The organism is Photobacterium sp. Hal280 (genome assembly GCF_037162255.1).
Classification (GTDB): Bacteria; Pseudomonadota; Gammaproteobacteria; order Enterobacterales; family Vibrionaceae; genus Photobacterium.
Window position 1 is genome coordinate 1,926,183 of the sequence record NZ_JARLUO010000005.1, and the last position, 25,123, is coordinate 1,951,305.

General features: G+C 50.2%; 19 protein-coding genes and 1 pseudogene. 12 read left to right on the forward strand and 8 right to left on the reverse strand.

Annotation, left to right across the window (positions count from 1 at the left end):
• Positions 1-124: 124 nt before the first annotated feature.
• Positions 125-1,639 carry a fumarate hydratase gene (locus tag P4S53_RS18225; protein WP_337113800.1) on the reverse strand — a complete coding sequence of 505 codons (1,515 nt, stop codon included), beginning with the start codon at positions 1,637-1,639 and terminating at the stop codon, positions 125-127.
• Between the two features lie 222 nt (positions 1,640-1,861).
• Between P4S53_RS18225 and pabB the strand changes: the two are divergent.
• The 4 genes and pseudogenes from pabB (at position 1,862) to P4S53_RS18245 (ending at position 6,884) form a co-directional block, all read left to right on the forward strand.
• Positions 1,862-3,237: pseudogene (pabB, locus tag P4S53_RS18230) on the forward strand (aminodeoxychorismate synthase component 1).
• A 47-nt stretch (positions 3,238-3,284) separates the two neighbouring features.
• Positions 3,285-3,893, forward strand: coding sequence for a CoA pyrophosphatase (locus P4S53_RS18235; RefSeq protein WP_337113801.1), 609 nt, complete (start codon positions 3,285-3,287; stop codon positions 3,891-3,893).
• Between the two features lie 168 nt (positions 3,894-4,061).
• Positions 4,062-5,342: a serine/threonine transporter gene (locus P4S53_RS18240; RefSeq protein WP_337113802.1), complete on the forward strand. Its 1,281-nt coding sequence runs from the start codon at positions 4,062-4,064 to the stop codon at positions 5,340-5,342.
• A 180-nt stretch (positions 5,343-5,522) separates the two neighbouring features.
• Positions 5,523-6,884: an L-serine ammonia-lyase gene (locus P4S53_RS18245; protein WP_337113803.1), complete on the forward strand. Its 1,362-nt coding sequence runs from the start codon at positions 5,523-5,525 to the stop codon at positions 6,882-6,884.
• Between the two features lie 286 nt (positions 6,885-7,170).
• On the opposite strand, the gene P4S53_RS18250 is transcribed toward P4S53_RS18245, so the two are convergent.
• Positions 7,171-7,764 carry an acetate uptake transporter gene (locus P4S53_RS18250; RefSeq protein ID WP_120511152.1) on the reverse strand — a complete coding sequence of 198 codons (594 nt, stop codon included), beginning with the start codon at positions 7,762-7,764 and terminating at the stop codon, positions 7,171-7,173.
• Between the two features lie 31 nt (positions 7,765-7,795).
• Here P4S53_RS18250 and P4S53_RS18255 point away from each other — a divergent pair, with 31 nt between their 5' ends.
• Positions 7,796-8,044, forward strand: a complete 249-nt coding sequence (locus P4S53_RS18255) for a hypothetical protein (protein WP_337113804.1) — start codon at positions 7,796-7,798, stop codon at positions 8,042-8,044.
• Between the two features lie 153 nt (positions 8,045-8,197).
• Here the strand turns inward: P4S53_RS18255 and P4S53_RS18260 are convergent, their stop codons facing one another.
• Positions 8,198-9,415, reverse strand: coding sequence for a hypothetical protein (locus P4S53_RS18260; protein WP_337113805.1), 1,218 nt, complete (start codon positions 9,413-9,415; stop codon positions 8,198-8,200).
• A gap of 230 nt (positions 9,416-9,645) precedes the next feature.
• Positions 9,646-10,371, reverse strand: a complete 726-nt coding sequence (nfsA, locus tag P4S53_RS18265) for an oxygen-insensitive NADPH nitroreductase (RefSeq protein WP_337113806.1) — start codon at positions 10,369-10,371, stop codon at positions 9,646-9,648.
• A 280-nt stretch (positions 10,372-10,651) separates the two neighbouring features.
• On the opposite strand from nfsA, the gene P4S53_RS18270 reads away from it, so the two are divergent.
• The 5 genes from P4S53_RS18270 (at position 10,652) to P4S53_RS18290 (ending at position 16,140) form a co-directional block, all read left to right on the forward strand.
• On the forward strand, positions 10,652-11,632 hold the full coding sequence (locus P4S53_RS18270) for a porin (protein ID WP_337113807.1): 981 nt from the start codon (positions 10,652-10,654) through the stop codon (positions 11,630-11,632).
• Between the two features lie 199 nt (positions 11,633-11,831).
• Complete coding sequence (locus P4S53_RS18275; RefSeq protein WP_027253338.1) at positions 11,832-12,095, forward strand: GrxA family glutaredoxin; 264 nt, start codon at positions 11,832-11,834, stop codon at positions 12,093-12,095.
• 162 nt (positions 12,096-12,257) lie between these two features.
• The gene (locus P4S53_RS18280) at positions 12,258-13,940 is read left to right on the forward strand and encodes an aspartate:alanine antiporter (protein WP_337113808.1); all 1,683 of its coding nucleotides are present in this window, start codon (positions 12,258-12,260) and stop codon (positions 13,938-13,940) included.
• Between the two features lie 176 nt (positions 13,941-14,116).
• Positions 14,117-14,791 (forward strand): response regulator, encoded by a 675-nt coding sequence (locus P4S53_RS18285; RefSeq protein ID WP_027253340.1) that lies wholly within the window; start codon positions 14,117-14,119, stop codon positions 14,789-14,791.
• Positions 14,788-16,140: an ATP-binding protein gene (locus P4S53_RS18290; protein WP_337113809.1), complete on the forward strand. Its 1,353-nt coding sequence runs from the start codon at positions 14,788-14,790 to the stop codon at positions 16,138-16,140. The genes P4S53_RS18285 and P4S53_RS18290 overlap by 4 nt, the downstream gene beginning before the upstream one ends.
• 121 nt (positions 16,141-16,261) lie before the next feature.
• On the opposite strand, the gene fabV is transcribed toward P4S53_RS18290, so the two are convergent.
• The 4 genes from fabV to P4S53_RS18310 all read right to left on the reverse strand — a co-directional run bounded on the left by fabV (position 16,262) and on the right by P4S53_RS18310 (position 22,182).
• Complete coding sequence (fabV, locus tag P4S53_RS18295) at positions 16,262-17,464, reverse strand: enoyl-ACP reductase FabV (RefSeq protein ID WP_337113810.1); 1,203 nt, start codon at positions 17,462-17,464, stop codon at positions 16,262-16,264.
• A 289-nt stretch (positions 17,465-17,753) separates the two neighbouring features.
• Positions 17,754-20,027 carry an acyl-CoA dehydrogenase gene (locus P4S53_RS18300; protein WP_337113811.1) on the reverse strand — a complete coding sequence of 758 codons (2,274 nt, stop codon included), beginning with the start codon at positions 20,025-20,027 and terminating at the stop codon, positions 17,754-17,756.
• Positions 20,028-20,095: 68 nt separating this feature from the next.
• Positions 20,096-20,767 (reverse strand): TetR/AcrR family transcriptional regulator, encoded by a 672-nt coding sequence (locus P4S53_RS18305; RefSeq protein WP_120511160.1) that lies wholly within the window; start codon positions 20,765-20,767, stop codon positions 20,096-20,098.
• 581 nt (positions 20,768-21,348) lie between these two features.
• Positions 21,349-22,182 (reverse strand): NAD-dependent epimerase/dehydratase family protein, encoded by an 834-nt coding sequence (locus tag P4S53_RS18310; protein WP_337113812.1) that lies wholly within the window; start codon positions 22,180-22,182, stop codon positions 21,349-21,351.
• 313 nt (positions 22,183-22,495) lie between these two features.
• Here P4S53_RS18310 and P4S53_RS18315 point away from each other — a divergent pair, with 313 nt between their 5' ends.
• Together P4S53_RS18315 and pyk are read left to right on the forward strand one after the other, a co-directional pair.
• Complete coding sequence (locus tag P4S53_RS18315) at positions 22,496-23,350, forward strand: MurR/RpiR family transcriptional regulator (protein WP_046219713.1); 855 nt, start codon at positions 22,496-22,498, stop codon at positions 23,348-23,350.
• Between the two features lie 284 nt (positions 23,351-23,634).
• Positions 23,635-25,080 carry a pyruvate kinase gene (gene pyk / locus P4S53_RS18320; RefSeq protein ID WP_337113813.1) on the forward strand — a complete coding sequence of 482 codons (1,446 nt, stop codon included), beginning with the start codon at positions 23,635-23,637 and terminating at the stop codon, positions 25,078-25,080.
• Positions 25,081-25,123: the final 43 nt, after the last annotated feature.

Genomic DNA, 25,123 nt, shown 5'->3' on the forward strand with positions numbered 1-25,123 from the left:
AACATAGCAAAAAAGTGCCATTTTATTGTTTCTATCCTTAATCAAAGGTTAAACCAGTTCAAAAAAAGGAGCCAAACGGCTCCTTTTTATTTCAAATTGTTTCAGCAGATACCACTTGAGCGTGTTACGCATCCATTTCAGCGATTTTGACTTTCCAGATATCCGGGCCGGTCTGGTGCGCATTCACACCGTCTGAATCGACGGCGACCGTGACAGGCATATCCTGCACTTCAAATTCGTAGATAGCTTCCATGCCCAGATCTTCAAATGCCACAACGCGCGATTTCTTGATCGCTTTCGCCACCAGATACGCCGCGCCGCCAACAGCCATCAAGTACACAGCCTTGTGATTTTTAATTGATTCAATCGCCACAGGGCCACGCTCTGCTTTACCGATCATGCCAATCAGGCCGGTTTCAGCCAGCATCATGTCGGTAAATTTGTCCATACGCGTGGACGTTGTCGGACCGGCAGGACCCACAGCTTCGTCGCCCACGGCATCCACAGGGCCGACGTAATAGATGAAGCGGTTGTTGAAATCGACACCATCGGGCAGGCCCTGTCCGCTGTTCAGCATTTCCTGAATACGCTTATGGGCCGCATCACGGCCGGTCAGGATTTTACCGGACAACAGCACAGTTTCACCGGACTTCCATTGCTGAATTTCTTCTTTGGTGATGTTGTCGACATTAACACGACGCACATTCTGGCCCACTTCCCAGGTCACTTCCGGCCAGTCTTCCAGCTTAGGCGGTGTCAGCTCTGCCGGGCCACTGCCGTCCAGAGTGAAATGCACATGGCGGGTGGCCGCGCAGTTCGGAATCATGCACACAGGTTTAGAGGCCGCATGCGTTGGCGCTGTCTTGATTTTGATATCCAGCACGGTTGTCATGCCACCAAGGCCCTGAGCACCGATACCCAGCTTGTTGACACGCTCATAGATATCCAGACGCAGTTTCTCTTCCGCATTTTGCGGGCCGCGCTCGATCAGCTCATGAATATCAACCGCTTCCATCAGCGACTCTTTCGCCAGTACCGCGGCTTTTTCAGCCGTGCCGCCGATACCGATGCCGAGCATACCCGGCGGACACCAGCCCGCGCCCATCAGAGGAACCGTCTTTTCAACCCACTCGGCAATATCATCCGACGGGTTCAGCATCACCATTTTGGTTTTGTTCTCTGAGCCGCCACCTTTGGCCGCCAGCTGAATTTCCACTTCGTTACCCGGGACCATATCAATATGGACAACTGCAGGGGCATTATCTTTAGTGTTGATGCGCGCTCCTGCAGGATCCGCAACAACTGATGCCCGCAGAGGGTTGATCGGGTTGTTGTACGCCTGACGCACGCCTTCATCGATCATTTCCTGAACGGTCAGATCGCTCTCCCACTGTACGTTCATACCAATTTTCACGAAACAGGTCACAATACCTGTGTCCTGGCAAATCGGACGATGGCCTTCGGCGGACATACGAGAGTTAATCAGAATCTGTGCCATGGCATCTTTCGCAGCCTGGCTCTGCTCTTTGTGGTATGCCTTTTCAAGCGCCTGCACAAAATCCAGCGGATGGTAGTAGGAAATGTATTGCAGCGCGTCTGCCACACTGCTGATCACATCTTCTTTACGGATGACGGTCATAATTGCCCTCGTTGCTTATTGTCGTATACGCGCCTGCAAATTGACGGGCCTGACCCAGACCTTATGCGTGGTAGGGTGTCAGAGGCAGACCGAAATCTTGAGCTGAATCATCAATGCACCGGAAAAGTCGCGGTACAGACGTCGTATTTATTTCCGAGGTTATGATACTCTTGCCCGCAATCTCGCGCTATGCGCCAATCGAACACCTGTCACAAAAAGAAAATGAAATATTCTGCTGCCTCTCAACTCCAGGTGATGCATCTGGACTATAGCCAGGATGCTGTTCTGGACTGGTTCGAACCACTGTCTGCCTCCCCCTGGGCGATGCTGCTGCGCTCAGCGGCGCAAGGCCACCCTGACAATCGTTATGACATTCTGGTTGCCAGCCCGCTGGCGACCATAGAAACCCGCGACGGTATCAGTGTGATCACTCAGGCAACCGGCCAGCAACGCAGCTCAGATCAAGACCCCTTTTCATTGTTGCACGCGCTGCAGTCTGAATTGTTACCCCCTGTCCGGCCATCGATGATCTGCCTTTTACCGGTGGTGCTGTGGGGTATTTTGCTTACGATCTGGGCCGACAGGTCGAAAAGATACCGGCCCTGGCCATTCAGGATATCAAGGCGCCGGATATGGCGGTGGGCTTATATGACTGGGCGCTGATTGCTGACCACCAGACCCGCCAGCTTACTCTAGTGGCGCCAGATACCTCAGCGCGACTGCAGTGGCTTCAGGCACAGCGCGCCTCTCAGTCTGAACAGAGCGACCCCTTTCGGCTGACCACTGAGTGGCAGGCCAATATGACGCTCGACAGCTATACCCGGAAATTTAATCAGGTGCAGGATTACCTGACTGCGGGCGACTGTTATCAGATTAATCTCGCCCAGCGTTTCAACGCCGGTTATCAGGGCGATGAATGGCAGGCTTACCGGAAACTGGAAAGCCAGAATGGCGCGCCATTTTCAGCCTTTATTCGTCTTGATCAGGCTGCGGTATTGTCTGTGTCGCCGGAGCGTTTTCTGAAACTCAAAGACAATAAGATTGAAACCAAGCCGATCAAAGGCACCCGCCCGCGCTCTGCCGATCCGGTCACCGATCAGGCCAATGCCGATGATCTGAAACACGCAGATAAAGACAGGGCAGAGAATTTGATGATCGTCGATTTGCTGCGCAATGACATCGGCCGGGTGGCATCACCGGGAACGGTGCGTGTCCCCAGCCTGTTTGCCATTGAAAGCTTTCCGGCCGTGCATCACTTAGTCAGCACAGTCACGGCGGACATGGACCCTGCTCACTATTGTGCAACGGATCTGCTCAGAGCTTGTTTTCCTGGCGGTTCTATCACGGGGGCGCCGAAAGTTCGCGCCATGGAAATCATCGAAGAGCTGGAGCCGCACAGACGCAGCGTGTACTGCGGCAGTATTGGTTACATCAGTCGTTGTGGCCAGATGGATACCAGCATCACAATCCGGACCCTGATTGCAGCAGAGAAGCAGATTTATGCCTGGGCCGGCGGCGGCGTGGTGGCCGACAGTGAGGCTCAGAGTGAATACCAGGAAACGCTGGACAAGCTGAGCAAAATTCTGCCAATCTTATAACAGACCCTCAATAAATTGCCGGGAGGGGGCGCCACCAGAGAGTCCACATGTTAGTTCAGCATCACATGCTCAGTCGCTTCCTGCTTGCGCAGCCAGGTCAGTATGATCGCAGCCATCAGAGACGCATCCAGCAATTGTTGCCAAACAGCAGCCGCTTGAAACCGGCAGCCGTGATGATCCCTCTGGTGGCAAGACCTGACGGCTATCATGTGATCCTGACACGGCGGGCAAACCATCTGAAACACCACCCAGGACAGGTCGCCTTTCCGGGCGGGCGCTTTGAAACAGAAGATGGCGAACTCATCAATACCGCGATTCGGGAAACACAGGAAGAGATCGGCATTCTGTGTGATAAAAAAGACATTCTGGGCACATTGCCGGCCCTCCCGACGCTCAGCGGTTATATGGTGACACCGTTTTTAGCGACAGTTGCCGCCAGCTACCGGCCCGTGCTCGATCCCAACGAAGTCGACAGCATCTTTGAAGTCCCGGTCACCTTCTTGCTCAATCCCCGTAATATGCGCACCCAGCGTTTTACCTTCAAAGGTAAAGAACACACCATTTATGCCATCCCCTATCAGGAATATTCCATCTGGGGCGCAACGGCTCAGATAGTCAAAGCCCTGTCACATCAAATCTGGGTCGACAATCGCTGAACCTTTCACCACCTGAGACACAAACTGCCACTCCTTTGGTGATCAAACTCTCATTTCCTTGCAACAAATGTTAAATAGTGAGCGAGTTTTTTCACAGATCATTTTTTCACGCCTTAAATAAGCGAAAATACCCCGGTTCCTGTTCCCTATTAAATGTTGGACTAACTTATGCAAACGAAAACTGCATCTGTATCTGCTGCCTCCGCTGCTGCCAAAAGCCGCTGGACCGCACAAGATACGACCTGGGTGCTTTCTCTTTTTGGTACCGCAGTTGGTGCCGGTATCCTGTTTCTGCCCATCAACGCGGGTATGAGCGGCTTCTGGCCACTGCTGGCGATGACACTGCTGATTGGCCCGATGACTTACTTCGCGCACCGCGGTCTGGCGCGTTTTGTCCTGTCTTCCGCAAAGCCCGGCAGTGACATTACTGAAGTGGTGGAAGAACATTTTGGTGCCCGTGCCGGTAAATTAATCACCCTGCTCTACTTCTTTGCTATTTACCCGATTGTGCTGATTTACGGTGTCGGTATCACCAATACTGTCGATTCTTTCATGGTCAACCAGCTTGGCATGGATTCTATGCCACGGGCTTTACTGTCGATCATTTTGATTCTGGGCATGATGTCCGTCATGATTGCCGGTGAAAAACTGATGCTGAAAGTCACTCAGTTTCTGGTTTACCCGCTGGTGGGCATTTTGCTGTTTATGTCGGTATATCTGATCCCCGAGTGGAACCTGTCTTCCGTCAGCCTGAGCACCATGCCTTCACTGGGTGATTTTGCGGTCACCTTGTGGATTACCATCCCTGTTCTGGTCTTTTCGTTTAACCACAGCCCGATTATCTCGGCTTTCTCGCAAGCACAAGCGCGCGAACATGGCGAGCAGGCAGAAGAGAAAGCGTCCCGCATTCTGGCGCGATCTGCCGTTATGCTGCTGGGCTTTGTGATGTTCTTCGTGTTCTCGTGCGTACTGAGCCTGAGCCCTCAGGATCTGGCACAAGCGAAAGCGGAAAACCTGGCGATTCTGTCTTACCTGGCCAACAAACATGACAGCCCATTTATTTCGTACCTGGGTCCGGTTGTAGCATTTGTGGCTATCGTTTCCTCTTTCTTCGGTCATTATCTGGGTGCGCGAGAAGGTCTGAATGGTCTAGTTTCTAAACAATTAAAGTCGGCTGGTAAGCAAGTTAACGAAAAGAATATTGACAAATTTACCGTTGTCTTCATGATTGCTACTATCTGGTTGGTCGCGACAGTTAATCCTAGTATTCTGGGGATGATTGAAACATTAGGCGGCCCGATTATTGCGACAATCTTGTTCCTGATGCCTATGTATGCTGTACATAAAGTACCGGCAATGCAGAAGTACAAGGGCGCGGTAAGCAACGTATTTGTCACACTCATGGGCCTGATTGCGATTTCAGCCATTATGTACGGGCTGTTTTTCTAACCTCTCGCCTGTACAGCATTACTGACAAAATACGTAAAAGAACCGATACTTAAGAGCAGGGGAGCTTTCAGCACCTGCTCTTTTGTTTTGACTATACTCGCCAAGGAAGGGGCGGGAGTTCATAAAAAGATAACAGTCCCGGGCCGAGGCAAGATCGCTTCCCCGACTGAGGTACTACGCATGATCAGTATTTTTGATATCTTCAAAATTGGTGTGGGTCCTTCCAGTTCGCACACTGTAGGTCCGATGAAAGCAGGTAAAGAGTTTGTCGATAACCTGCGTGAAATGGGCAAAATCAATGATGTGACAAAAGTCACCGTTGATGTGTATGGCTCTTTGTCTCTGACAGGTAAAGGCCACCACACAGACATTGCCATTATCATGGGCCTGGCTGGCAACAGCCCTGAAACTGTTGATATCGACAGCATCCCTGGGTTTATCGCCAGCGTTGGTGAAACCGAGCGTCTTCCAATTGCAGGTAATATTCACACCGTTGATTTCCCACGTGATGGCGGAATGAATTTTCATAACACCAACCTATCCCTGCACGAGAATGGCATGAGTATTCATGCATGGGCTGGTGAAGACAAAATTTACAGCAAAACTTACTACTCTATCGGTGGCGGCTTCATTGTTGATGAAGAAAACTTCGGTAAAGAAGAAGAATCTGAAATCAAAGTCCCCTACCCGTTTACCTCGGCACAAGAGCTGGTTCAGCACTGCAAAGAAAGCGGTCGCTCCATGAGCTCTATCGTCATGGCAAACCAACGTGCCATGAACACAGAAGACGAAATTAAAGATTACTTCGCTAAAATCTGGAAAACCATGCAGGACTGCATGGAGCGTGGCATGAACGAAGAAGGCATTCTGCCTGGCCCACTACGTGTGCCTCGTCGTGCAGCGGCACTGCGCCAGCAGCTGATTACTTCGGAGCGTACCAACACTGACCCGATGACAGTGGTTGACTGGGTGAACATGTACGCCTTTGCTGTGAATGAAGAAAACGCAGCAGGTGGCCGGGTAGTGACAGCACCCACGAATGGCGCTTGCGGTATCATCCCTGCGGTACTGGCTTACTATGATAAGTTCATTCAGCCGGTCAGCGAGAAAGAGTATATCCGTTACTTCGCCGCTTCCGGTGCAATCGGCGGTCTGTATAAGCGTAATGCTTCTATCTCTGGCGCAGAAGTTGGCTGTCAGGGTGAAGTGGGCGTGGCCTGTTCAATGGCAGCAGCCGGTCTGGCAGAGCTGATGGGCGCGAGCCCTGAGCAGGTCTGTATGGCAGCAGAAATTGCGATGGAACATAACCTGGGTCTGACCTGTGACCCGGTTGCCGGCCAGGTACAGGTTCCTTGTATCGAGCGGAACGGTATCGCAGCCGTTAAATCCATCAATGCTTCCCGTATGGCATTGCGTCGTGCTTCCGAGCCTCGGGTATCACTGGATAAAGTGATCGAGACCATGCTGGAAACCGGTAAAGACATGAATGCCAAGTACCGTGAAACCTCTCAGGGTGGTCTGGCGATTAAAGTGATCTGCTAATCCCAAAAGGGTGGCCAGATTGATCCGTGAAAGGAGGCTTAAGCCTCCTTTTTTATGCTCTGTCTATCTGCCTATCTGTCTTTTTGTCCTACAGCCTCGGCTTCCCCACCTACTAATTTGCCGCACTTGCTGACAACGCGCTCACCCCACTGCTATATTGCGCAGCCAGGCTAAGGGGGCCTGCTTCATTCATCGCAATGCGATACAACTACCTGAGCCGGAAACCGGCATAAAAAAACCCCGTACCTGACGGCACGGGGTAAGCAGTAAATATAGAATTGAAAAATTAAGCAGCTGCTTTCAGAGGCTCCACAGCAGCCACTTTGCGCTCGCCGATTGGCAGGATAGTCCGGCCAAACTCATGGTTCAGTACCTGAGCCATCGCAAAATAAATCGCACTCGCGCCACAGATGATGCCTTCAAAACCCGCAATGGTGCCAATCAGGGCGCTGCCGGTGAAATCGCGGGCTGCCAGCAGGAAGAACAACACAGTCAAAGAGGCAAAGACAAATTGCTTGGCGCGTGGGTAGTTCAGTGAACCGACAAACATAAACGCCGTAAATACGCCCCACAGCAGCAGATACCATGCCATGAACTCTGCAGGTGCGGCAGGCAACCCCATGTACGGCATCACAATCAGACCAACCAGGGTCAACCAGAACAGACCGTAAGAGGTGAAAGAGGTCGTACCGAATGTGTCACCACGCTTAAAACACATCATGCCGACAAGGATTTGAGCCAGACCGCCATAAAAAATCCCCATAGCCAGAATCATTGAGTTCAATGGGAAAAAGCCTGCATTGTGGATGTTCAGCAAAATGGTGGTCATACCAAAGCCCATCAATCCCAGAGGTGCTGGATTTGCAAAATTCGTAGACATTTTATTCCCCTACAGGAAAATTTAAATAAAAGTGACATTAATTAAAATAATTGCGCAATCTAGCGCGGCGCGAATTCTAATCTATGTCCTGAGGGAAAACAATGTCTCAGCCGTACAAAAACCAACCATCAGACAAAAAAGCATGATTAACCAAATAAAAGTAAATCTAAAAAATATCTCAAAACCAGCTAAAGATGTAACAAAATACATCATTATCCGTCTGATGCCTGTGAACATTGATCATAGAAACAGCGAATCGATGATAAAAAGGCAGGAATGATGCAGCATAAATCGCTGCGTTCATGGCCTGAGACAAGTGGCCAGGAAAAAGGAGTTATGGTGTTCTCAAACAATCAGTGCGTAAATTGTATACAAAAAAAGCCGCTACCCTGGCAGCGGCTTTTCGCTTCTGTGTACCCGTATGGCAGACGCTTTACTGCATAACGGCAGATCCGGTTTCACCAGTATCCTTCTGCGGCTCAGTCAAGGTGACACTGGAGTCAGATGCTTCGCTCGACGCCGGTAAAGGCGCGGATGGCAGTGTCTCCTGGCTGACAGACAGCTTAGACTGTAGCAGGCTGATCTGACGCTGCTGGCTCATGACCAATGCATTGAGGTCGCGGATATACTTGTCTTTATCCTTCAGCACCTCATCTGCCGGCGGATCGCTGGCCCTAGCCTCTCTGGCATGAATAGCGCCATCAATGATTAATCTGGCCTGCTCCTGAATGGGCTGATCACGCAAGTCTTCTTCTTTTAAAGCCTTGGAAATTCTCAGCAGCTTATTTTCGAAATCCAGAATATATGACTCGTAATCATCTTTACTTAAATCTCGTAAGCGCTGAACTTCCAGCGAAATATGCTGAGCGTGGGCAAGCTCAAACTGTACCGCACTCGCCGCCTGCTGGATGGCATCAAGATCGCGGGGGGTACGTTCGATTAATGCCTTGCCGGCTTCGATACGCTGCTCAATTTGCGCATAGCTGTTTGGCGCATAGTCATTCACATCCTGACGACGCAGTTCAATCATCATGGCTTCCAGCGGCGCAATGTAGATTTTCTTGATCGTCTTGACTTCCAGGCTGTGGCTACGCAAAAGAAACTCATCCTGCTCCTCTCTCGCATCACTCAGTTCATCATCTTCTACCAAGGTAAACAGGCTGGCATACAGCCGATGCAAGCGTGTGTACTCACTTCGGTAATACTGCCTGGCATCCAGAGAATCCAGATACTGCATCTGAGTGATGGCTGGAGACAGAACATCATCGGCGACCTTCTGTAACTGCTTCAATTGATTCAAAGAAACTTCAACCTGATTCAGCTCTGACTGTATCTGCTGTAAATAAGTCGTAGAAGAAAACAAAGAGTAACTTTTATAAGCCGTCGACGGCGTTGCGGTGATCTCTTGATAAATTTTTTCTGCATTTTCCCAGCTGGTTATCATGAGCTGATAAACATCCGGTGAATAGATGGCCAGTTCGCTGGTATGTTGCAGTGACTGCTGCCAGTGCCGGTAAGCAGACACAACCCGCTGAAATTCTCCCTGTTCAGAGATCGCAGTATCCGACTCACTCATTTCAGGTGTGCTTGAGCAAGCACCCAATAACAGGGCAAACAATACCACCAGGGCTGAAAGGCCCGTTCTTTTCATAAAAAATTCCGTAATAATTTGATTTTACAGCCAATCCACTCACTATGATGGAAAGCTATGTCTGTAAAGCGGCAGAAGTCCTACCAGTATGAAATGACAATCCCCTCCAGCATCGGCATGCTAAGTGCTCGATTTGGCCACTTTCTTGTTAAATTACAAGCAGAAAGTGGCCGTTTATACAAATCGGTCTGATAATAAATGAGTGAATACTCAAATAGTTTAACTGAAGCCTACTTGGTACTAAAGCCTTTACTGATAAGGAAATCCTTCATGAAGGGCCGGGCTTCTTTGGTTAAGGTCGCGGTGATCTGTTCTGACCAGCTCATGTCTTTATTGCCGCCAGTTCGCGACTGGTAATATTGGCGCACTTTTTCATCGTATTCTGCCAGTTGATGGCGATCCAGTTCCTGCTGATAGCTGTTTTGGTGAATCACCAAAGACTGCGGCAAACGTGGCTTAGCTTCAGGATTTTGATCCGGATAGCCCAGACACAAACCAAAGACGGGCATGACATGCTTAGGCATATCAAGCAATGCAGCCACCTCTGCCGGATTATTTCTAATCCCGCCAATATAAACGCCCCCCAACCCCAAAGATTCAGCCGCTAACAAACAATTTTGTGCCATGAGCGCGGCATCAACGGCACCAATCAGCGTTTGCTCAGTAAAACCAAGCTGAGCTTCAGGATGAATTTGCAAATGACGGTGGAAATCAACACAGAACACTAAAAACTCTGCGGCAGAAGCCACATAAGGTTGATCACCAGCCAGATGAGCCAACTGAGTCCGTTTGTCTGTATCAGCCACCCGTATCACGCTCACGCACTGGATAAAGCTGGAAGACGACGCAGCAATTGCACAATCAAGCAGGGTCGAGAGTACATCCGCCTGAATAGGTTCAGAGGTAAAACGTCGTATAGAACGGTGTGCCAGTATCGTATCAATGGTCTGATTCATTTTCTCATCCTGCTGTTCAGTTCAAAATCCCATCAGTGGCTTGTAAATAACAGAGATTATCCGGGAGCAATTCACGCACTCTACCATAAACAACCCGATGACTGAGATTGAACAATCTTAGGGGCCAACAGAGGTAAAAAGTTCATTAATTTATTGATAAATATGAGCCGCTTTCATCAAAGTGACTTTTGAACAACATTTTTTTGTCATATTCACCTTCTATCCTGCAGCCCATCAAAACAGCAATGAAGCACTTGATACCTACTTAGGGGAAAAAGAAATGAAAAAAACTGTTTTAGCATCGGCATTGATTACTGCTTTTGTTTCTGGCTCAGCTGTTGCTGCAAACGTTTATGACAAGGATGGGGCAACCGTTGATTTGTATGGCCGTGCAGTAGGGATGTATTACAGCTCGGATGATAACAGTGAAAAAGGCGATCAAAGCTACTTCCGCTTCGGTGCCAAAGCGAAGTCAGAGATTAACAACGACCTTTACGGTGTTGGCGTATACGAAACCGAAGTGAACGCCTCTTCTAAAGACGAAGGTCTTGAAACACGTAAAGCTTATGCGGGTCTGGGCGGTAACTTCGGTGAAGCCACCTACGGTCGCCAGTACGGTGCTTACACACTGATTTCTGACTATACCGATACCCTGGAAGAATTCGGTGCTGATGCAAGTGGTACAGGGACCGACCGTTTCGGTACAGGTAAAGCAAGCTCAGTGCTGAAATACGCTGGTGAGTTTAACGGCCTGGCCGTTGAGGCGAGCTACCAGCTGGACAACAACGCGGTGACTCAGGTCGATGGCGACACATCAAGCTCCTTCGGTCTTGCCGCCTCTTACGCTCTGCCAGTCGGTGTTAAATTCGGTGCTGGTTACAACCAGGGTGAAGGTGAAGACGGTACTGATGATGCAAAAGTGACAGGCCTGTCTGTCGCGTACGATGCCAACAACATCTATGCCGCTCTGCTGTACAGCATGGGTGAAAACTGGAAAGACAAGTCAGGCGCAGAAACCGGTACTGATTACGACGGCTACGAAGTTGTCCTGGGGTATAACTTTGGCAATGGCTTCTCTGCTCAGGCTGTCTACAACTATCTGGAAGCCGATACAGGCACCACGTCAGATGTCGAAGACTATTTTGTGCTTGGTGCCTACTACAAATTCAACAAAAACCTACGTACTTACGCAGAGTACAAAGCTGATCAAATCGACGGGAATGAAGACGTTCTGGCGATGGCTATCCGCTACGACTTCTAACATCTTGCTCCACTGCCGCCCAAAGCCAGGCCTGTCCAGCCTGGCTTTTTTCATTGTATTCACCTCAGACATAACAGGTTTGCTGCTGATGTAAATAGCGCTAACCATCGAAATTTTCTATTGATGCTACTGATAATTCCGACTTTCACCACCGACAGACTCACGTTATAGTAGCGCCACAAGACAAAGGAGAAGCTTTATGTTTGTAGTAATTTTTGGTCGCCCTGGCTGCCCTTTCTGTGTACGTGCAAAAGACTTGGCTGACAAGCTGAAAGAAGAACGTGATGATTTCAACTATCGTTACGTGGATATTCACGCAGAAGGCATTTCCAAGGCTGACCTGGAAAAAACCGTGGGCAAGCCCGTTGAAACGGTTCCTCAAATCTTCGTTGATCAACAGCACATCGGTGGCTGCACAGACTTCGAAGCGTACGCAAAAGACAACCTTGGACTGTTTCAATAATCACAGTTCAATTGCGCAAATGTGACTCGTTGACAAAAAGGCTGTTTAATCAGCCTTTTTTTGTGTCGCGCACCTCGAATATCGGTATCGCATAGCAGGAGTTTAAGATAAAATTCCGCACCATATCTTTAGTATATTGCGCTGACTTCGGAAAAATTTGTTGTGAACATCGACATTGCTGACCTGCTTCGCCAGAATGATATTCTGCTCCTCTTTGTAGTTCTCGCTGTAGGTCTTACTGTCGGAAAACTTCGTATCGCCAAGTTGCAGATTGGTAATTCCATTGGCGTCCTCCTGACTGCACTGCTCTTCGGTAACGCCGGTTTTACCTTTGATGCTGAAGCCCTCAATATTGGCTTCATGCTATTCATCTTCTGTGTGGGCATTCAGGCCGGGCCAAACTTCTTCGGTATTTTTTTCCGGGATGGTAAGCATTATTTATTGCTGGCTTTAGTGGTGCTGTTATCGGCCATCACGATCACACTGACCATGTCGCACTACCTGAACCTGGATCTGGGCCTGGCGACCGGCCTGATGGCAGGCTCTCTTACCGCGACGCCGGTTCTGGTCGGTGCCAAAGATGCATTAAGTGGCGGCTTGTCGAATCTGTCTGATCCTATGGTTGTTCAGGACCTGATTGACAGCCTGAGTGTCGGATACGCCATGTCTTACCTGATTGGCCTGATCAGCCTGATACTGCTGGCCAAGCTGATGCCCAAACTGCAAAAGCAAGATCTGGCTGAATCTTCACAACAGATTGCGAAAGAGCGTGGAATAGGTGGCGCCTCACAACGCAAAGTCTACTTACCTATCATACGGGCCTACCGTGTGGGACCGGAACTGATTGACTGGATCGATGGCCGTAACCTGCGTGAACTGGGCATCTATCGCCAGACGGGCTGCTACATTGAACGTATTCGTCGCCACGGTATTCTTGCCAACCCGGATGGTGATGCCATTCTGCAGGAAGGCGATGAGATAGCCTTGGTGGGTTATCCTGACAGTCACGCACGTCTGGATCCCAGCTTCCGCAACGGAAAAGAAGTGTTTGACCGTGATTTACTCGATCTGCGCATTGTAGAAGAAGAGATCGTGGTCAAGAACGACAATATTGCCGGTAAGCGATTATCCGAGCTGAATCTGGCCGAATATGGCTGCTTTCTCAACCGTGTGGTACGCGCGCAGATTGAAATGCCGATGGACCACAGTACTCTGCTCAATAAAGGTGACATCCTCCAGGTCAGCGGTGAGAAAAGCCGGGTGCTGGGGCTGGCCGAGCGCATTGGCTTTATCTCTATCCACAGTCAGATTGCTGATCTTCTCGCCTTTTGCTGCTTCTTTATTATGGGGCTGCTGTTCGGCTCCATTACCATGACCTTCGGCCAGATTACCTTTGGTCTGGGGAATGCCGCGGGTCTGTTGCTCGCCGGGATCTCCCTGGGTTTCCTGCGGGCCAATCACCCGACGTTCGGCTATGTTCCTCAGGGGGCACTCAATATGGCCAAGGATCTCGGTTTGATGGTGTTTATGGTCGGTATTGGCCTGAGTGCCGGTTCTAACCTGTTTGAATCGATTACGCAAATTGGTCCGAGTGTCTTTCTGGTCAGCATGATGGTGAGCGTGATTCCCGTGATGCTCGCCTACCTTTTCGGCGCGTACGTACTGGATATGAACCGCGCACTACTGTTCGGTGCCATTATCGGTGCCCGTACCTGCGCCCCGGCGATGGACATGATCAATGAGCATGCCCGCAGTACGATTCCGGCTCTGGGCTATGCGGGCACCTACGCCATCGCGAACGTTCTGCTCACAATCGCAGGTACGCTGATTATTATTCTCAGTTAACACCTCCCCCATACGGCTGACACTGGCATTTGGCAGAGTCAGCCGTGATTCAGATGATAGATGGTATAATCTCTCACAATTAACCGGTGAAAATTGTACCCGCCAGCCCCTTTGCTATAAAGCGTGCTTTCTGGTATTCGCAACTCTATTCCACAGTTTCAGGTAACTTTATTATGATGCGCATCCTGATAGTCGAAGACGATCCGATCCTGTGCCACCATCTGAAAACGCAGCTCAGTGAGCTGGGTAATCAAGTTCAGTGTGCCAATACGGCCGAAGAAGGCCTGTTTTATGCTGATAACTACCCCAATGATGTCGCTATCGTCGATATAGGTCTGCCCGACCGTGACGGTATCAGTCTGATTCGTGAAATCCGGGATAAAGGCTTACGACTGCCGATCCTGATTCTGACAGCACGGTCTAACTGGCAGGATAAAGTCACGGGGTTGGAAGCCGGCGCCGATGATTATCTGGTGAAACCTTTCCAGAGAGAAGAGCTGGTTGCCCGGCTAAGTGCACTGGTTCGGCGCAGTGCAGGATTCATCAAACCCGAAATGACCGCCGGAGAAATCCGGGTTGACCTGCTGGCGAAACAGGTTTTTGTCAGTGAAAGCCTGCTCGACCTCACCGCTTTTGAGTACGAACTGCTGGAATACCTGATGCGCCACAGCCGCCAGGTGGTCTCCAAGCAGCGACTGCTGGACGTGTTGTATGAAGATCAGGAAGGCGATCCGAATACCATCGAGGTCATGATCAGCCGTCTGCGCAAAAAAATCAGCCAGACCGGACAGGATAATCCCATTTCGACCATTCGCGGTCAGGGATACATCTTTGAGCTGACCGCGCAATGAATCTGGCTATTCTCCCGCGGTTGCGCCATCGGGTCATGATCACATCCATTGCGATCATTGCCCTGATTACATCGGCCCTGGCCTGGGTGATCAATGAGCTCTACAGCCAGAGTTACATGGCTGCCTATTCCACGGATCTTGTGGCCCAGATGCCACTCGTCGTTGCTCAGCTGAACCGGGCAGGATTGATCAAAGACGTTGATAAGTGGATTGACTCTTTGGATCCGTCCGCGACGGATTACATGTCGGTACTTTGTGATCGCAATGATAATACGATGTGGTTATCAGATGAGGCCAAAGCCGCAGGGCTGATCAGTATTTGCAGCAGCCTGCCGGATGCCATGCAAACCCCGACTCTGGTTAAGGCTGACAACACGAAGAGCTATATCGCTTACGATATCAGCCGTGACCGCGAAAATGGCAATGCTTACCAGTTGGTTGTTTTGCGCTCAGGCACGGCCTATGAACAGTCTCTGAGCCGGCTTCACAACCGGACTGCCCTCTATCTCGGCTTGTTTGTATTGATCGCCGTTGCCTTTCTCATCGCCGCATTTCACTGGAGCTTTCAGCCGTTACGAAAACTGGCAACTCAGCTCAATCAGGTCACGGATGCCAAACGCGAGCAGCTGGACAGTGACTTTCCTACCGAGTTGCAGGACGTGACACAGTCACTGAATCGACTCATCCGGATCAGTAACGACAAAACCGCCCGTTACCGCCACGCGATGGACGATCTGGCGCACAGCCTGAAAACCCGCCTGGCCGCCGCCAATGCCTTGCTGGATGATCATTCCCTGCCCCGCTGCGATCTCAATCACCGCATGCTGGAGCAAATCAGCCAGATGGACGATCTGGTTCAGTATCAGTTAAAACGCGCTTTGATGGGACAGCAAGGTCTGCAGAAAGATAAAACTCTGCTCAACCCTGTCGTGGAAAGCTTTGAGCGGATGCTGAAGAAGATTTACAGCACCAAACAGGTCACACTGAAACGCCAGTACAGTACGGGCTTGTGCCTCCCTCTGAACCGTACCGACTTGATGGAACTGCTGGGAAATCTGCTGGAAAACGCCTTCAGGTTCTGCATCAGTGAAATTCGGCTCAGCGCCGCGCAACAACAGGGAAAATTGATTATCCGCATCGAGGATGACGGACCCGGTGTCAGTGATGACATGCGGGAGGCCATCTTCCAGCGGGGGATCCGTGCGGATCAGCGCAATCCGGGACAAGGGATTGGTCTGTCTGTCTGCCACGATATCGTCACCTGTTACGGTGGTCGTATTTACGTGGAAAAAGCCAGTATTGAAGGGGCAGCCTTCGTGATTGAGCTGCCGGATGACAAAAACAGTTAACGCGCGTTAATCGAAGCGCCGTTTATACCCTGTTTACGCTGCACAAAAATATCAGCCATAAAAAAACCGCCAACTTGGGCGGTTTTTTTATCACAGCGTTTTTGTAATCACCATAAAGTGATCAGACATCCTGAACGTCGAACTCGACCACTGGATTGACGTCTGCATCATAGTCCACGCCATTCAGACCAAAGCCAAACAGTTTCATGAACTCGTCTTTGTACATCTGATAGTCTGTCACTTCGAACAGATTCTCATTCGTTACCTGTGGCCACAGCGTTGTGCAGTGCTCCTGGATATCGTCACGCAGTTCCCAGTCATCCAGACGCAGGCGGTTGTCGCTGTCGAGCTCAGTGGCTGAGCCATCGGCTTTATACAGGCGCTGTGAGAACATACGGAAGATTTGCTCCATACAGCCCTCGTGAACACCTTCTTCGCGCATTTTTTTGAAGACCATTGCAATATACAATGGCATTACAGGAATCGCCGCACTGGCCTGCGTCACCACACTCTTAAGCACAGCAACGTTTGCCGTACCCTTGATATCGGCCAGTTTATGGCTCAGTTCGCTGGCAGCGCGGTCCAGGTCCATTTTGGCTTTACCCAGTGCGCCATGCCAGTAGATTGGCCAGGTAATTTCCGTACCAATGTAGCTGTATGCAACCGTCTTACAACCTTCAGCCAGCACGCCGGCATCAGCCAGCGCATTGATCCACAGTTCCCAATCCTGGCCGCCCATGACTTTCACTGTATCTTCAATTTCCTGCTCGCTGGCAGGCTCAATGCTCGCTTCAATCAGGACATCTTTGTTGGTATCAACCGCTGTCGCTGTATAAGTCTCGCCCATCGGCTTGAGGCTGGAGCGAATCAGCTCGCCTGAATCCGGCATTTTACGCACTGGGGATGCCAGTGAGTAAACCACCATGTCAATCTGACCCAGATCTTCTTTGATCAGCTCAATCACTTTCTGCTTCATTTCATGCGAGAAAGCATCACCGTTCAGGCTCTTGGAGTACAGACCTTCTGCTTTGGCGAATTTATCAAACGCCGCAGAGTTATACCAGCCCGCTGAACCCGGCTTTTTCTCTGTGCCTTGCTTTTCCAGGAACACGCCGATAGTCGCAGCGCCGGAGCCAAATGCTGCCGCGATACGAGAAGCCAGACCGTAGCCAGTGGAAGAGCCAACCACCAATACACGCTTAGGGCCATTTTCCAGCTTAGGCTGAGACTTGGTGTATTCAATTTGCTCTTTGACGTTTGCTTCACAACCCACTGGGTGAGTCGTTGTACAAATGAATCCACGAATTTTTGGTTTGATGATCATTTCGTTTTCTTCCTTTGTTCTGTTGCCCGTAGGATAAAAGGTTAGTCACTAATTCGCATCAGTTTTATGTTCGAAACCGCTAAAATCGACCAGTGGTTGGAGGTGTTAAGGCTGATTCTTTGATATTGAGCCATGAGTTGCTGAAGAAAACAGCACCCACAGACAATCAGGATACGTCTTAAAAGCCCAGGCCTCTTCAGGATAGCTGAGCCGGTGAAAAAAATGCCGCGCAAATGCGCGGCATATTTGACCACCAGGTTTATTCTTCATGAAGCAATATCATTGCTTATCAGGCGGCTTTCCCTGGCTGTAAGGCGCCCTTTTTAAATGCTTCGGGTGCGAAGCTGTCCACTTGTATCGCATGCGATCTCAACTGGTCAGCATTATGCACTTTCTCAACCTCAGCTTCTGTGATTACTCCCGCATCCAGGGCAATCTTCAGTTTTTCAGCCAACGGTGCCTTGCGAGGCACAGTACCGGCTTTCACCGCTTTCGCCAGTTTACGCTCAATATCGCGCACACCGTACATGGCAACGAAAGCACGCTCCATGATCGCCACAGGATCATTGTCTTTCTCACCGATATAGCAGTTGGTGGTCAGTCGGTCACGCGCAACCCCTGGGGTCATCAGCAGCTTGGAAATCGCCAGTTTCAGCTCATCCTTTGGTGCTTCGTAGTGAATTCCCAGCGGGAAGGTCAGTGTACGCAGTACCCGGCCAACCCCTTTGCGCGGGAAGTTATTGAAGACTTCATCAAACGCAACACCGCACTTGTTCAGACAGTGCTGTAACGCGTAATGAACCAGAGGCAGATCTTCTTGCTGACGGCCTTCCATTTCATACCGCTTCAGTACAGCAGATGCCAGATACAGATGACTTAACACATCACCCAGACGCGCAGACACCATTTCACGGCGTTTCAGTTCACCGCCCAACGACAGCATAGAGAAATCTGCCGCTACCGCCAGAGCACGGCTCATGCGGGACAGATGACGATAGTAATACGCCGTTTCACCCGATACCGGTGCCCGGTTGAGTTTGGAGCCGGTAAAGGCATTGAGCAGAGCTTTGCTGACATTGCCCACCGCAAAACCAATGTGTTTGAACAGCAGTTGGTCGAAGTCTTTCGCTGCCTGATCTGCATCCGGATTCGCCGCGGCTTCCATTTCTTTCAGCACATAAGGGTGACAACGGGTCGCCCCCTGACCAAAGATCATCAGGTTACGGGTCAGAATGTTCGCCCCTTCCACCGTGATCGCCACAGGCATACCAATGTACTGATTGGCCAGATAATTCATCGGTCCGGCCTGAATCCCCCGTCCGGCGTGAATATCCATGGCGTCGTTGAGGATAGTACGGGCAATTTCCGTCATATGGTACTTGGCAATTGCCGTCACTATGCCCGGTTTTTCTTTCATATCCAGTGACGTGGTTGTCAGGGTACGGGCCGCTTCCAGCATGTAGGTCATGCCGCCAATACGCCCCAGTGCTTCAGCCACCCCTTCAAAGTGACCAATCGACATACCGAACTGCTTACGCACATAAGAATAAGCGCCGGTGCTGCGTGATGTCAGATGGCCGATGGCCGTGCCCAGTGCCGGCAGCGAGATACCACGCCCTGCTGACAGACATTCCACCAGCATACGCCAGCCGCGCCCGACATAGTCCTGACCGCCGATCACCCAGTCCATAGGAATAAACACATCCTGGCCACGGGTAGGACCGTTCATGAACGCGCCGCCCAGCGGATCGTGACGCTCACCAATTTCAACGCCTTCATGGCTGGTTGGAATCAGGGCACAGGTAATGCCGATCTCTTTCTGATCACCAATCAGACCTTGCGGGTCACGCAGCTTAAAGGCCAGACCCAGCACAGTCGCAACAGGTGCCAGGGTAATATATCGCTTGTTCCAGCTGACGCGGATACCCAGAACTTCCTTACCTTCATGCTCGCCGTAACAGACTTCACCCATATCCGGAATGCCGCCGGCATCTGAGCCCGCCTCCGGGCCGGTCAGTGCAAAACACGGGATATCTGTACCGTCAGCCAGACGTGGCAACCAGTAATTCTTCTGCGCTTCTGTCCCATAGTGACTCAGCAGTTCACCCGGGCCCAACGAGTTGGGTACCATAACAGACACGGCGGCACTTTGGCTTCGGGTGGCAATACGCGTCACTATGGTTGAGTTGGCATGTGCTGAGAATTCGCGACCGCCGTACTCTTTGCCAATGATCAATGAGAAGAATTTCTCCTTGCGCAGGTACTCCCACACCTCAGAAGGCAAATCGCGATCTTCACGAACAATCTGGTTGTCATCCAGCATTTTCAGCAGGGTTTCAAGCTCATTGTCAATAAAAGACTGTTCGTCGTCACTCAGCTTCGGCTTGGGATAATTCAGCAAAGTATTCCAGTCCGGCTTACCGGCGAAAAGCTGACCGTCCCACCAGACACTGCCTGCCTCCATGGCTTCCCGTTCGGTATCAGACAGTGGTGGTAACACTTTCTTAAATACCTTAAAAGCAGGATCACTGATGTAGCGTTGTCTCAGACTTTTATTACTCATGGGTCACGTCCTTTTGTCTTTCTGCCACGTCTTGGCGAGAGTTAACTGTTATCGTTTTTTTGCAGGGTTCAGTACGAATTCTCTGTCGCTGCTGATACGGGCGCAGGCATCTCTATCGGCGCGGCAACACCCGCAGCGAGATACGGCACCATGCGATCAATCAGATCGGCGGTCGACACAGTACATTTGAAATCATTTTCAGCAATTTCGCGCAGTGCGGTACTGGATGCCATCGTAAAAACGGATGCCCCTAAGGTAAAATGCAAACGCCAGAACAGGGTTTCCGGATCTAATGATGGATTGGCGCGGCACACCGCTTTGGTGAACAGGTTCAGCACCGGGCTGTAACGCGTGACGATAAACCAGCGCAAATGGCCCTGAACATCGGTATAACCGCGACCAATCAGGGACATAAAAATAGTGGCACCACCCGAACGGAAATTACCCAGCTTCAGCAATGGTTGCTTGGTACAACGGAAGACATCTTCCATGCTGAAATCATCGCGGGTCAGCAGCACTTCCAGCTCCTGCTTGAGCGCTGGCATGAATTCTTCCAGGTAGCGGCTCAGCACGGCCCGGATAAGCGTTTTTTTATCACCGTAGTGATAGTTCACAGAGGCCAGGTTGACTCCCGCTTTACTGGTTATTGTTCGCAGCGATGTTTCTTTGAAGCCATGCTCTGCAAACAAGAGTTCAGCGGCGTCCAGTATGCGGCTTTTTGTATCAGCTTTGACTACCATGTTAAGTCACCCGTATTAAACACATGTTTAAACTCTACACCTTGCTAACAGATTTAACAAGTGATGAACAGTATTGAAACGGAGAAGAAAAGAAAAAATTTTAAATAATGCGAAGTACGGTGGGAACCAAGGCTAAATACCGGAGTCATACATAGTGCCACTGCTTTTTCTTAGAAGATTTTCTTCAAAGCCCGTTTTCATCTGGAAACGGGTTTTCTTTCATTTTCACCCTATGACAGACGACCTTTGCTTAACCGTTTTAGCAAGTGCGCGGTTGTTTAAAAAAACGGTTCATTTTGCCTTATAGATATCAATTGGTTAGAAAATATTTCAAAAAAATCGCTGCGGAATCGGAACTAAGCGATGAGCGCTCGGTCATAACTAGTGACATTAAGATTAACGAAGTGATTGATAACCGGCCGCCAATGAATGGTTCACTGAACAGCTTTAATCGACAATGCCACTGCTGCTAAACTCCTAATTGTGTTAAGGATAAATTCCTCCCGCTGACTTTTCAGCGGGATTTTTTTATCTGGCGATCGCAACACTGAGCATACATGGTGAAGCCTTTGGGCTCTCCCTCAGAGCTCGGGAGCCAGAGTCATTAGATCCTCATAACGCCAGTTCAGCCCCAGAGCCTCAACGGTTGCGGACGCATTGATCCATTTTCCCTGCTCGCCACCAGGCTGAAACTCAGGCAGGGCGAATCCTGCCAAACGCGCCATTTCCCGATAATACATTTCCCTGCTGGGGTGCTGGGGTGCAGACAGATGCAACGTCGTCATTGCCGGCCAACGTTCTAGCATTGCCATCACGGCTGATATCACATCCTCCAGATGCACCAGATTGACTGGCGCCCCGCCATTGGCAATGCCTTGCCGTCCAGCCAGAAACTTCACCGGATGCCGTTGAGGGCCAATCAAGCCTGCCAAACGCAACACCACAAGATCCTCACCCCATGCCTGACGGAGTTGCTGTTCCAGTTCAACATGAACCCTGCCAGATTCTGTCGCCGGCTCAGGCACAGTGAACTCCGTAATTTCCCCTTCGGCTTCTCCGTACACCGAGGTGGTGCTGATAAAAATCAACCGATGACAACCGGCCGCTTTCGCTGCCTCAGATAAAGACAGGATTTTTGCACTGTATTCATCAGCTGACGCTGTTTGTCTCCCGGGCGGTACATTCAGCACCATGACATCTGCCGCTAAAAATGCGTTCAGCGCTGGCGAATGCGCCTCGAGCGGCAAACGAACTACGACACCTTTGAGCCCCTGATGTTCTAATTCTTCAGCACCCGCTTGGGTCTGCTTTGAACCGAATGTTTCATAACCGGATTGATTCAGGCGCTTAGCCAAAGGTAAACCTAACCAGCCACAACCACAGACACTGACACTGACACGCTTTACTTTTTTCATCGTAATTCCCTTTGAAACTTATTCGTTGTGTTTTTGTTGTACATTTAATTCAAACTGTAAATTAATTCCGCGGATTGAAAATAAATAACACAAAGCAGCTTAATACTCGGCAATTCATTCATTTTCCCCCTTTAAAATCACTTCAAAACTGAAAGGGAAAGTAGATCGTGATCAAACTATAATAAAAAGGAAAAGTGATTTTCTGAGATTTGCTAGGAGGCCTGAAAAGAAAAGTAGTATAGTTTCATCATATTTGGCAGCGTCCCAACGAACTCGCCTATTTTGAAATTCAGCAACGAATCGCGGTTATCGTATGAATACCCTTGAAAAAATCCAAAATAATTTAGAAAACTTCAGTAAGTCTGAGCGCAAGGTTGCTGAAGTTATCATCGCATCCCCGCAAACCGCCATTCACTCAAGCATTGCGACGCTGGCCAAAATGGCCGATGTCAGCGAGCCGACGGTCAACCGTTTCTGCCGTCGCCTTGATACTAAAGGTTTCCCGGATTTTAAACTCCATCTTGCTCAAAGTCTGGCGAACGGTACTCCCTATGTAAACCGTAACGTTGAAGAAGACGACAGCGCAGAAGCTTACACAGCCAAAATCTTCGAGTCCACAATGGCTTGTCTGGATGTCGCGAAGAGCAGTCTTGACCCGATGCAGGTGAACCGGGCCGTAGATCTGCTGACTCAGGCGAAACGCATTTCCTTTTTTGGTCTGGGAGCATCCGCCTCGGTGGCCCATGATGCCATGAATAAGTTCTTCCGCTTCAACATCCCGATTGTCTGCTTTGATGACGTTGTGATGCAACGTATGAGTGTGATTAACTGCACTGACAATGATGTTGTGGTGCTGATCTCTCACACCGGCCGTACCAAGAATCTGGTCGAGATTGCTGAGATGGCCCGTGAAAACGGTGCAACGGTTATCGGTATTACCGCCAAAGACTCGCCGCTGGATCGCGAATGTTCTCTGTCGATTTGTCTTGATGTACCGGAAGATACCGACATCTACATGCCGATGGCCAGTCGCGTGGTACAGATGACGGTCATCGATGTACTCGCCACAGGTTTTACCTTGCGCCGTGGCCCGGGTTTCAGAGAGAACCTGAAACGCGTCAAAGAGACCATCAAAGATTCACGCATTGCAAAAGAAGGGTTATTTTAACTCAACAGCCTGTTCATGAGACTCAGGACAGAAAAACATCGAAGCATGGTGATACCGCCATGCTTTTTTTATACCCTCAGTATTCCCTCTGCGTTTAAAACGGACAATAATACCCGCTGAGCTGAGAATGAAAATGACCAACACGGATGACAAAGTCGTCAATTCATTGTCCTATGTCGCCTTTTTACGACAAGCACCTGTAATATAATTACAGATAATGCTAACACTATATACCCAAGTTATAACCCATCCCATCGTATCCTTTCGACTATATGGAGAGCTTCATGTCTCAAAGGTTAAGACGTACCAAAATCGTAACGACACTCGGCCCTGCTACCGATCGCGACAACAACCTCGAAGCCATTATTGCGGCCGGCGCCAACGTGGTACGCATGAACTTTTCGCACGGCAGCCCTGACGATCACATTCAACGCACTAAACAAGTGCGTGAAATCGCTGCTAAACTTGGCCGCCACGTCGCTATACTTGGCGATCTGCAAGGCCCGAAAATCCGAATTTCAACCTTCAAAGACAGCAAAATCAAGCTGGCTATCGGTGACACTTTTACCCTCGACAGCGACTTGCCGAAAGGCGAAGGTAATCAGCAAGCGGTTGGCCTTGACTATAAAGAGCTGCCAAAAGATGTCAGCCCTGGCGACTTACTGCTACTTGATGATGGCCGTGTGCAACTTGAAGTCACGCATGTTGAAGGCAACAAAGTCCACACAAAAGTGACTGTGGGCGGCCCGTTATCCAATAACAAGGGCATCAACAAAAAAGGCGGTGGCCTGTCCGCCGAAGCCCTGACGGAAAAAGACAAAGCAGATATCATCACAGCAGCTGCTATGAATGTGGACTATCTGGCGGTTTCATTTCCCCGCAACGGCGAAGACATGCACTATGCGCGCCGCCTGGCAACCGATGCTGGCCTGAATGCCCGTCTGGTGGCTAAAGTAGAGCGTGCTGAAGCGGTGGCCAGCGAAGAAGCCATGGACGATATTATTATGGCCTCAGATGCTGTGATGGTTGCCCGTGGTGACCTGGGTGTGGAAATTGGTGACCCGGAACTGATTGGCGTGCAAAAGAAACTGATCCGCCGCGCCCGCAGCCTGAACCGCACTGTCATCACTGCCACCCAGATGATGGAATCTATGATCACCAGCCCGATGCCAACCCGTGCTGAGGTGATGGACGTGGCTAACGCCGTACTCGACGGTACGGATGCGGTCATGTTATCGGCTGAAACCGCTGCCGGTGATTATCCGGTTGAAACCGTCAAAGCCATGGCCAGCGTGTGTCTGGGTGCCGAGAAAGAGCACAGTGTGAACGTGTCTTCTCACCGCATGGACCGCACCTTTGATACCCCGGAAGAAACCATTGCGATGTCAACCATGTATGCCGCCAACCACATGGTGGGTGTGACTGCCATGATCACCCTGACCGAATCCGGTCGTACACCGCTGATGATGTCGCGTATTTCATCCGGCCTGCCCATCTTTGCGTTGTCTCGCAATGAGCAGACACTTAATCGCGCTGCACTGTATCGTGGTGTCACACCTGTCTATTTCGATCGTGCCGGTGATGCAGGTCTGGATGTTGCCAAACATGCAATTAACGACCTGAAAGAGCTGAATCTGTTGAGAGCAGGCGATCTGGTGATTATCACGCAAGGTGACATCATGGACACTGTCGGCAGTACCAACAATATGCGTATCCTGACTGTCGACTGATAAGTCAGAGCAACACGCTGAAACGAAAAAGCTTGCGGTACTG

Bases quoted from the DNA above. Each gene is read 5' to 3' on its own strand.
- P4S53_RS18225 (WP_337113800.1), bottom strand. From the start codon at position 1,639: ATGACCGTCATCCGTAAAGAAGATGTGATCAGCAGTGTGGCAGACGCG.
- P4S53_RS18235 (WP_337113801.1), top strand. From the start codon at position 3,285: ATGTTAGTTCAGCATCACATGCTCAGTCGCTTCCTGCTTGCGCAGCCA.
- P4S53_RS18240 (WP_337113802.1), top strand. From the start codon at position 4,062: ATGCAAACGAAAACTGCATCTGTATCTGCTGCCTCCGCTGCTGCCAAA.
- P4S53_RS18245 (WP_337113803.1), top strand. From the start codon at position 5,523: ATGATCAGTATTTTTGATATCTTCAAAATTGGTGTGGGTCCTTCCAGT.
- P4S53_RS18250 (WP_120511152.1), bottom strand. From the start codon at position 7,764: ATGTCTACGAATTTTGCAAATCCAGCACCTCTGGGATTGATGGGCTTT.
- P4S53_RS18260 (WP_337113805.1), bottom strand. From the start codon at position 9,415: ATGAAAAGAACGGGCCTTTCAGCCCTGGTGGTATTGTTTGCCCTGTTA.
- nfsA (WP_337113806.1), bottom strand. From the start codon at position 10,371: ATGAATCAGACCATTGATACGATACTGGCACACCGTTCTATACGACGT.
- P4S53_RS18270 (WP_337113807.1), top strand. From the start codon at position 10,652: ATGAAAAAAACTGTTTTAGCATCGGCATTGATTACTGCTTTTGTTTCT.
- P4S53_RS18275 (WP_027253338.1), top strand. From the start codon at position 11,832: ATGTTTGTAGTAATTTTTGGTCGCCCTGGCTGCCCTTTCTGTGTACGT.
- P4S53_RS18285 (WP_027253340.1), top strand. From the start codon at position 14,117: ATGCGCATCCTGATAGTCGAAGACGATCCGATCCTGTGCCACCATCTG.
- P4S53_RS18290 (WP_337113809.1), top strand. From the start codon at position 14,788: ATGAATCTGGCTATTCTCCCGCGGTTGCGCCATCGGGTCATGATCACA.
- fabV (WP_337113810.1), bottom strand. From the start codon at position 17,464: ATGATCATCAAACCAAAAATTCGTGGATTCATTTGTACAACGACTCAC.
- P4S53_RS18300 (WP_337113811.1), bottom strand. From the start codon at position 20,027: ATGAGTAATAAAAGTCTGAGACAACGCTACATCAGTGATCCTGCTTTT.
- P4S53_RS18305 (WP_120511160.1), bottom strand. From the start codon at position 20,767: ATGGTAGTCAAAGCTGATACAAAAAGCCGCATACTGGACGCCGCTGAA.
- P4S53_RS18310 (WP_337113812.1), bottom strand. From the start codon at position 22,182: ATGAAAAAAGTAAAGCGTGTCAGTGTCAGTGTCTGTGGTTGTGGCTGG.
- P4S53_RS18315 (WP_046219713.1), top strand. From the start codon at position 22,496: ATGAATACCCTTGAAAAAATCCAAAATAATTTAGAAAACTTCAGTAAG.
- pyk (WP_337113813.1), top strand. From the start codon at position 23,635: ATGTCTCAAAGGTTAAGACGTACCAAAATCGTAACGACACTCGGCCCT.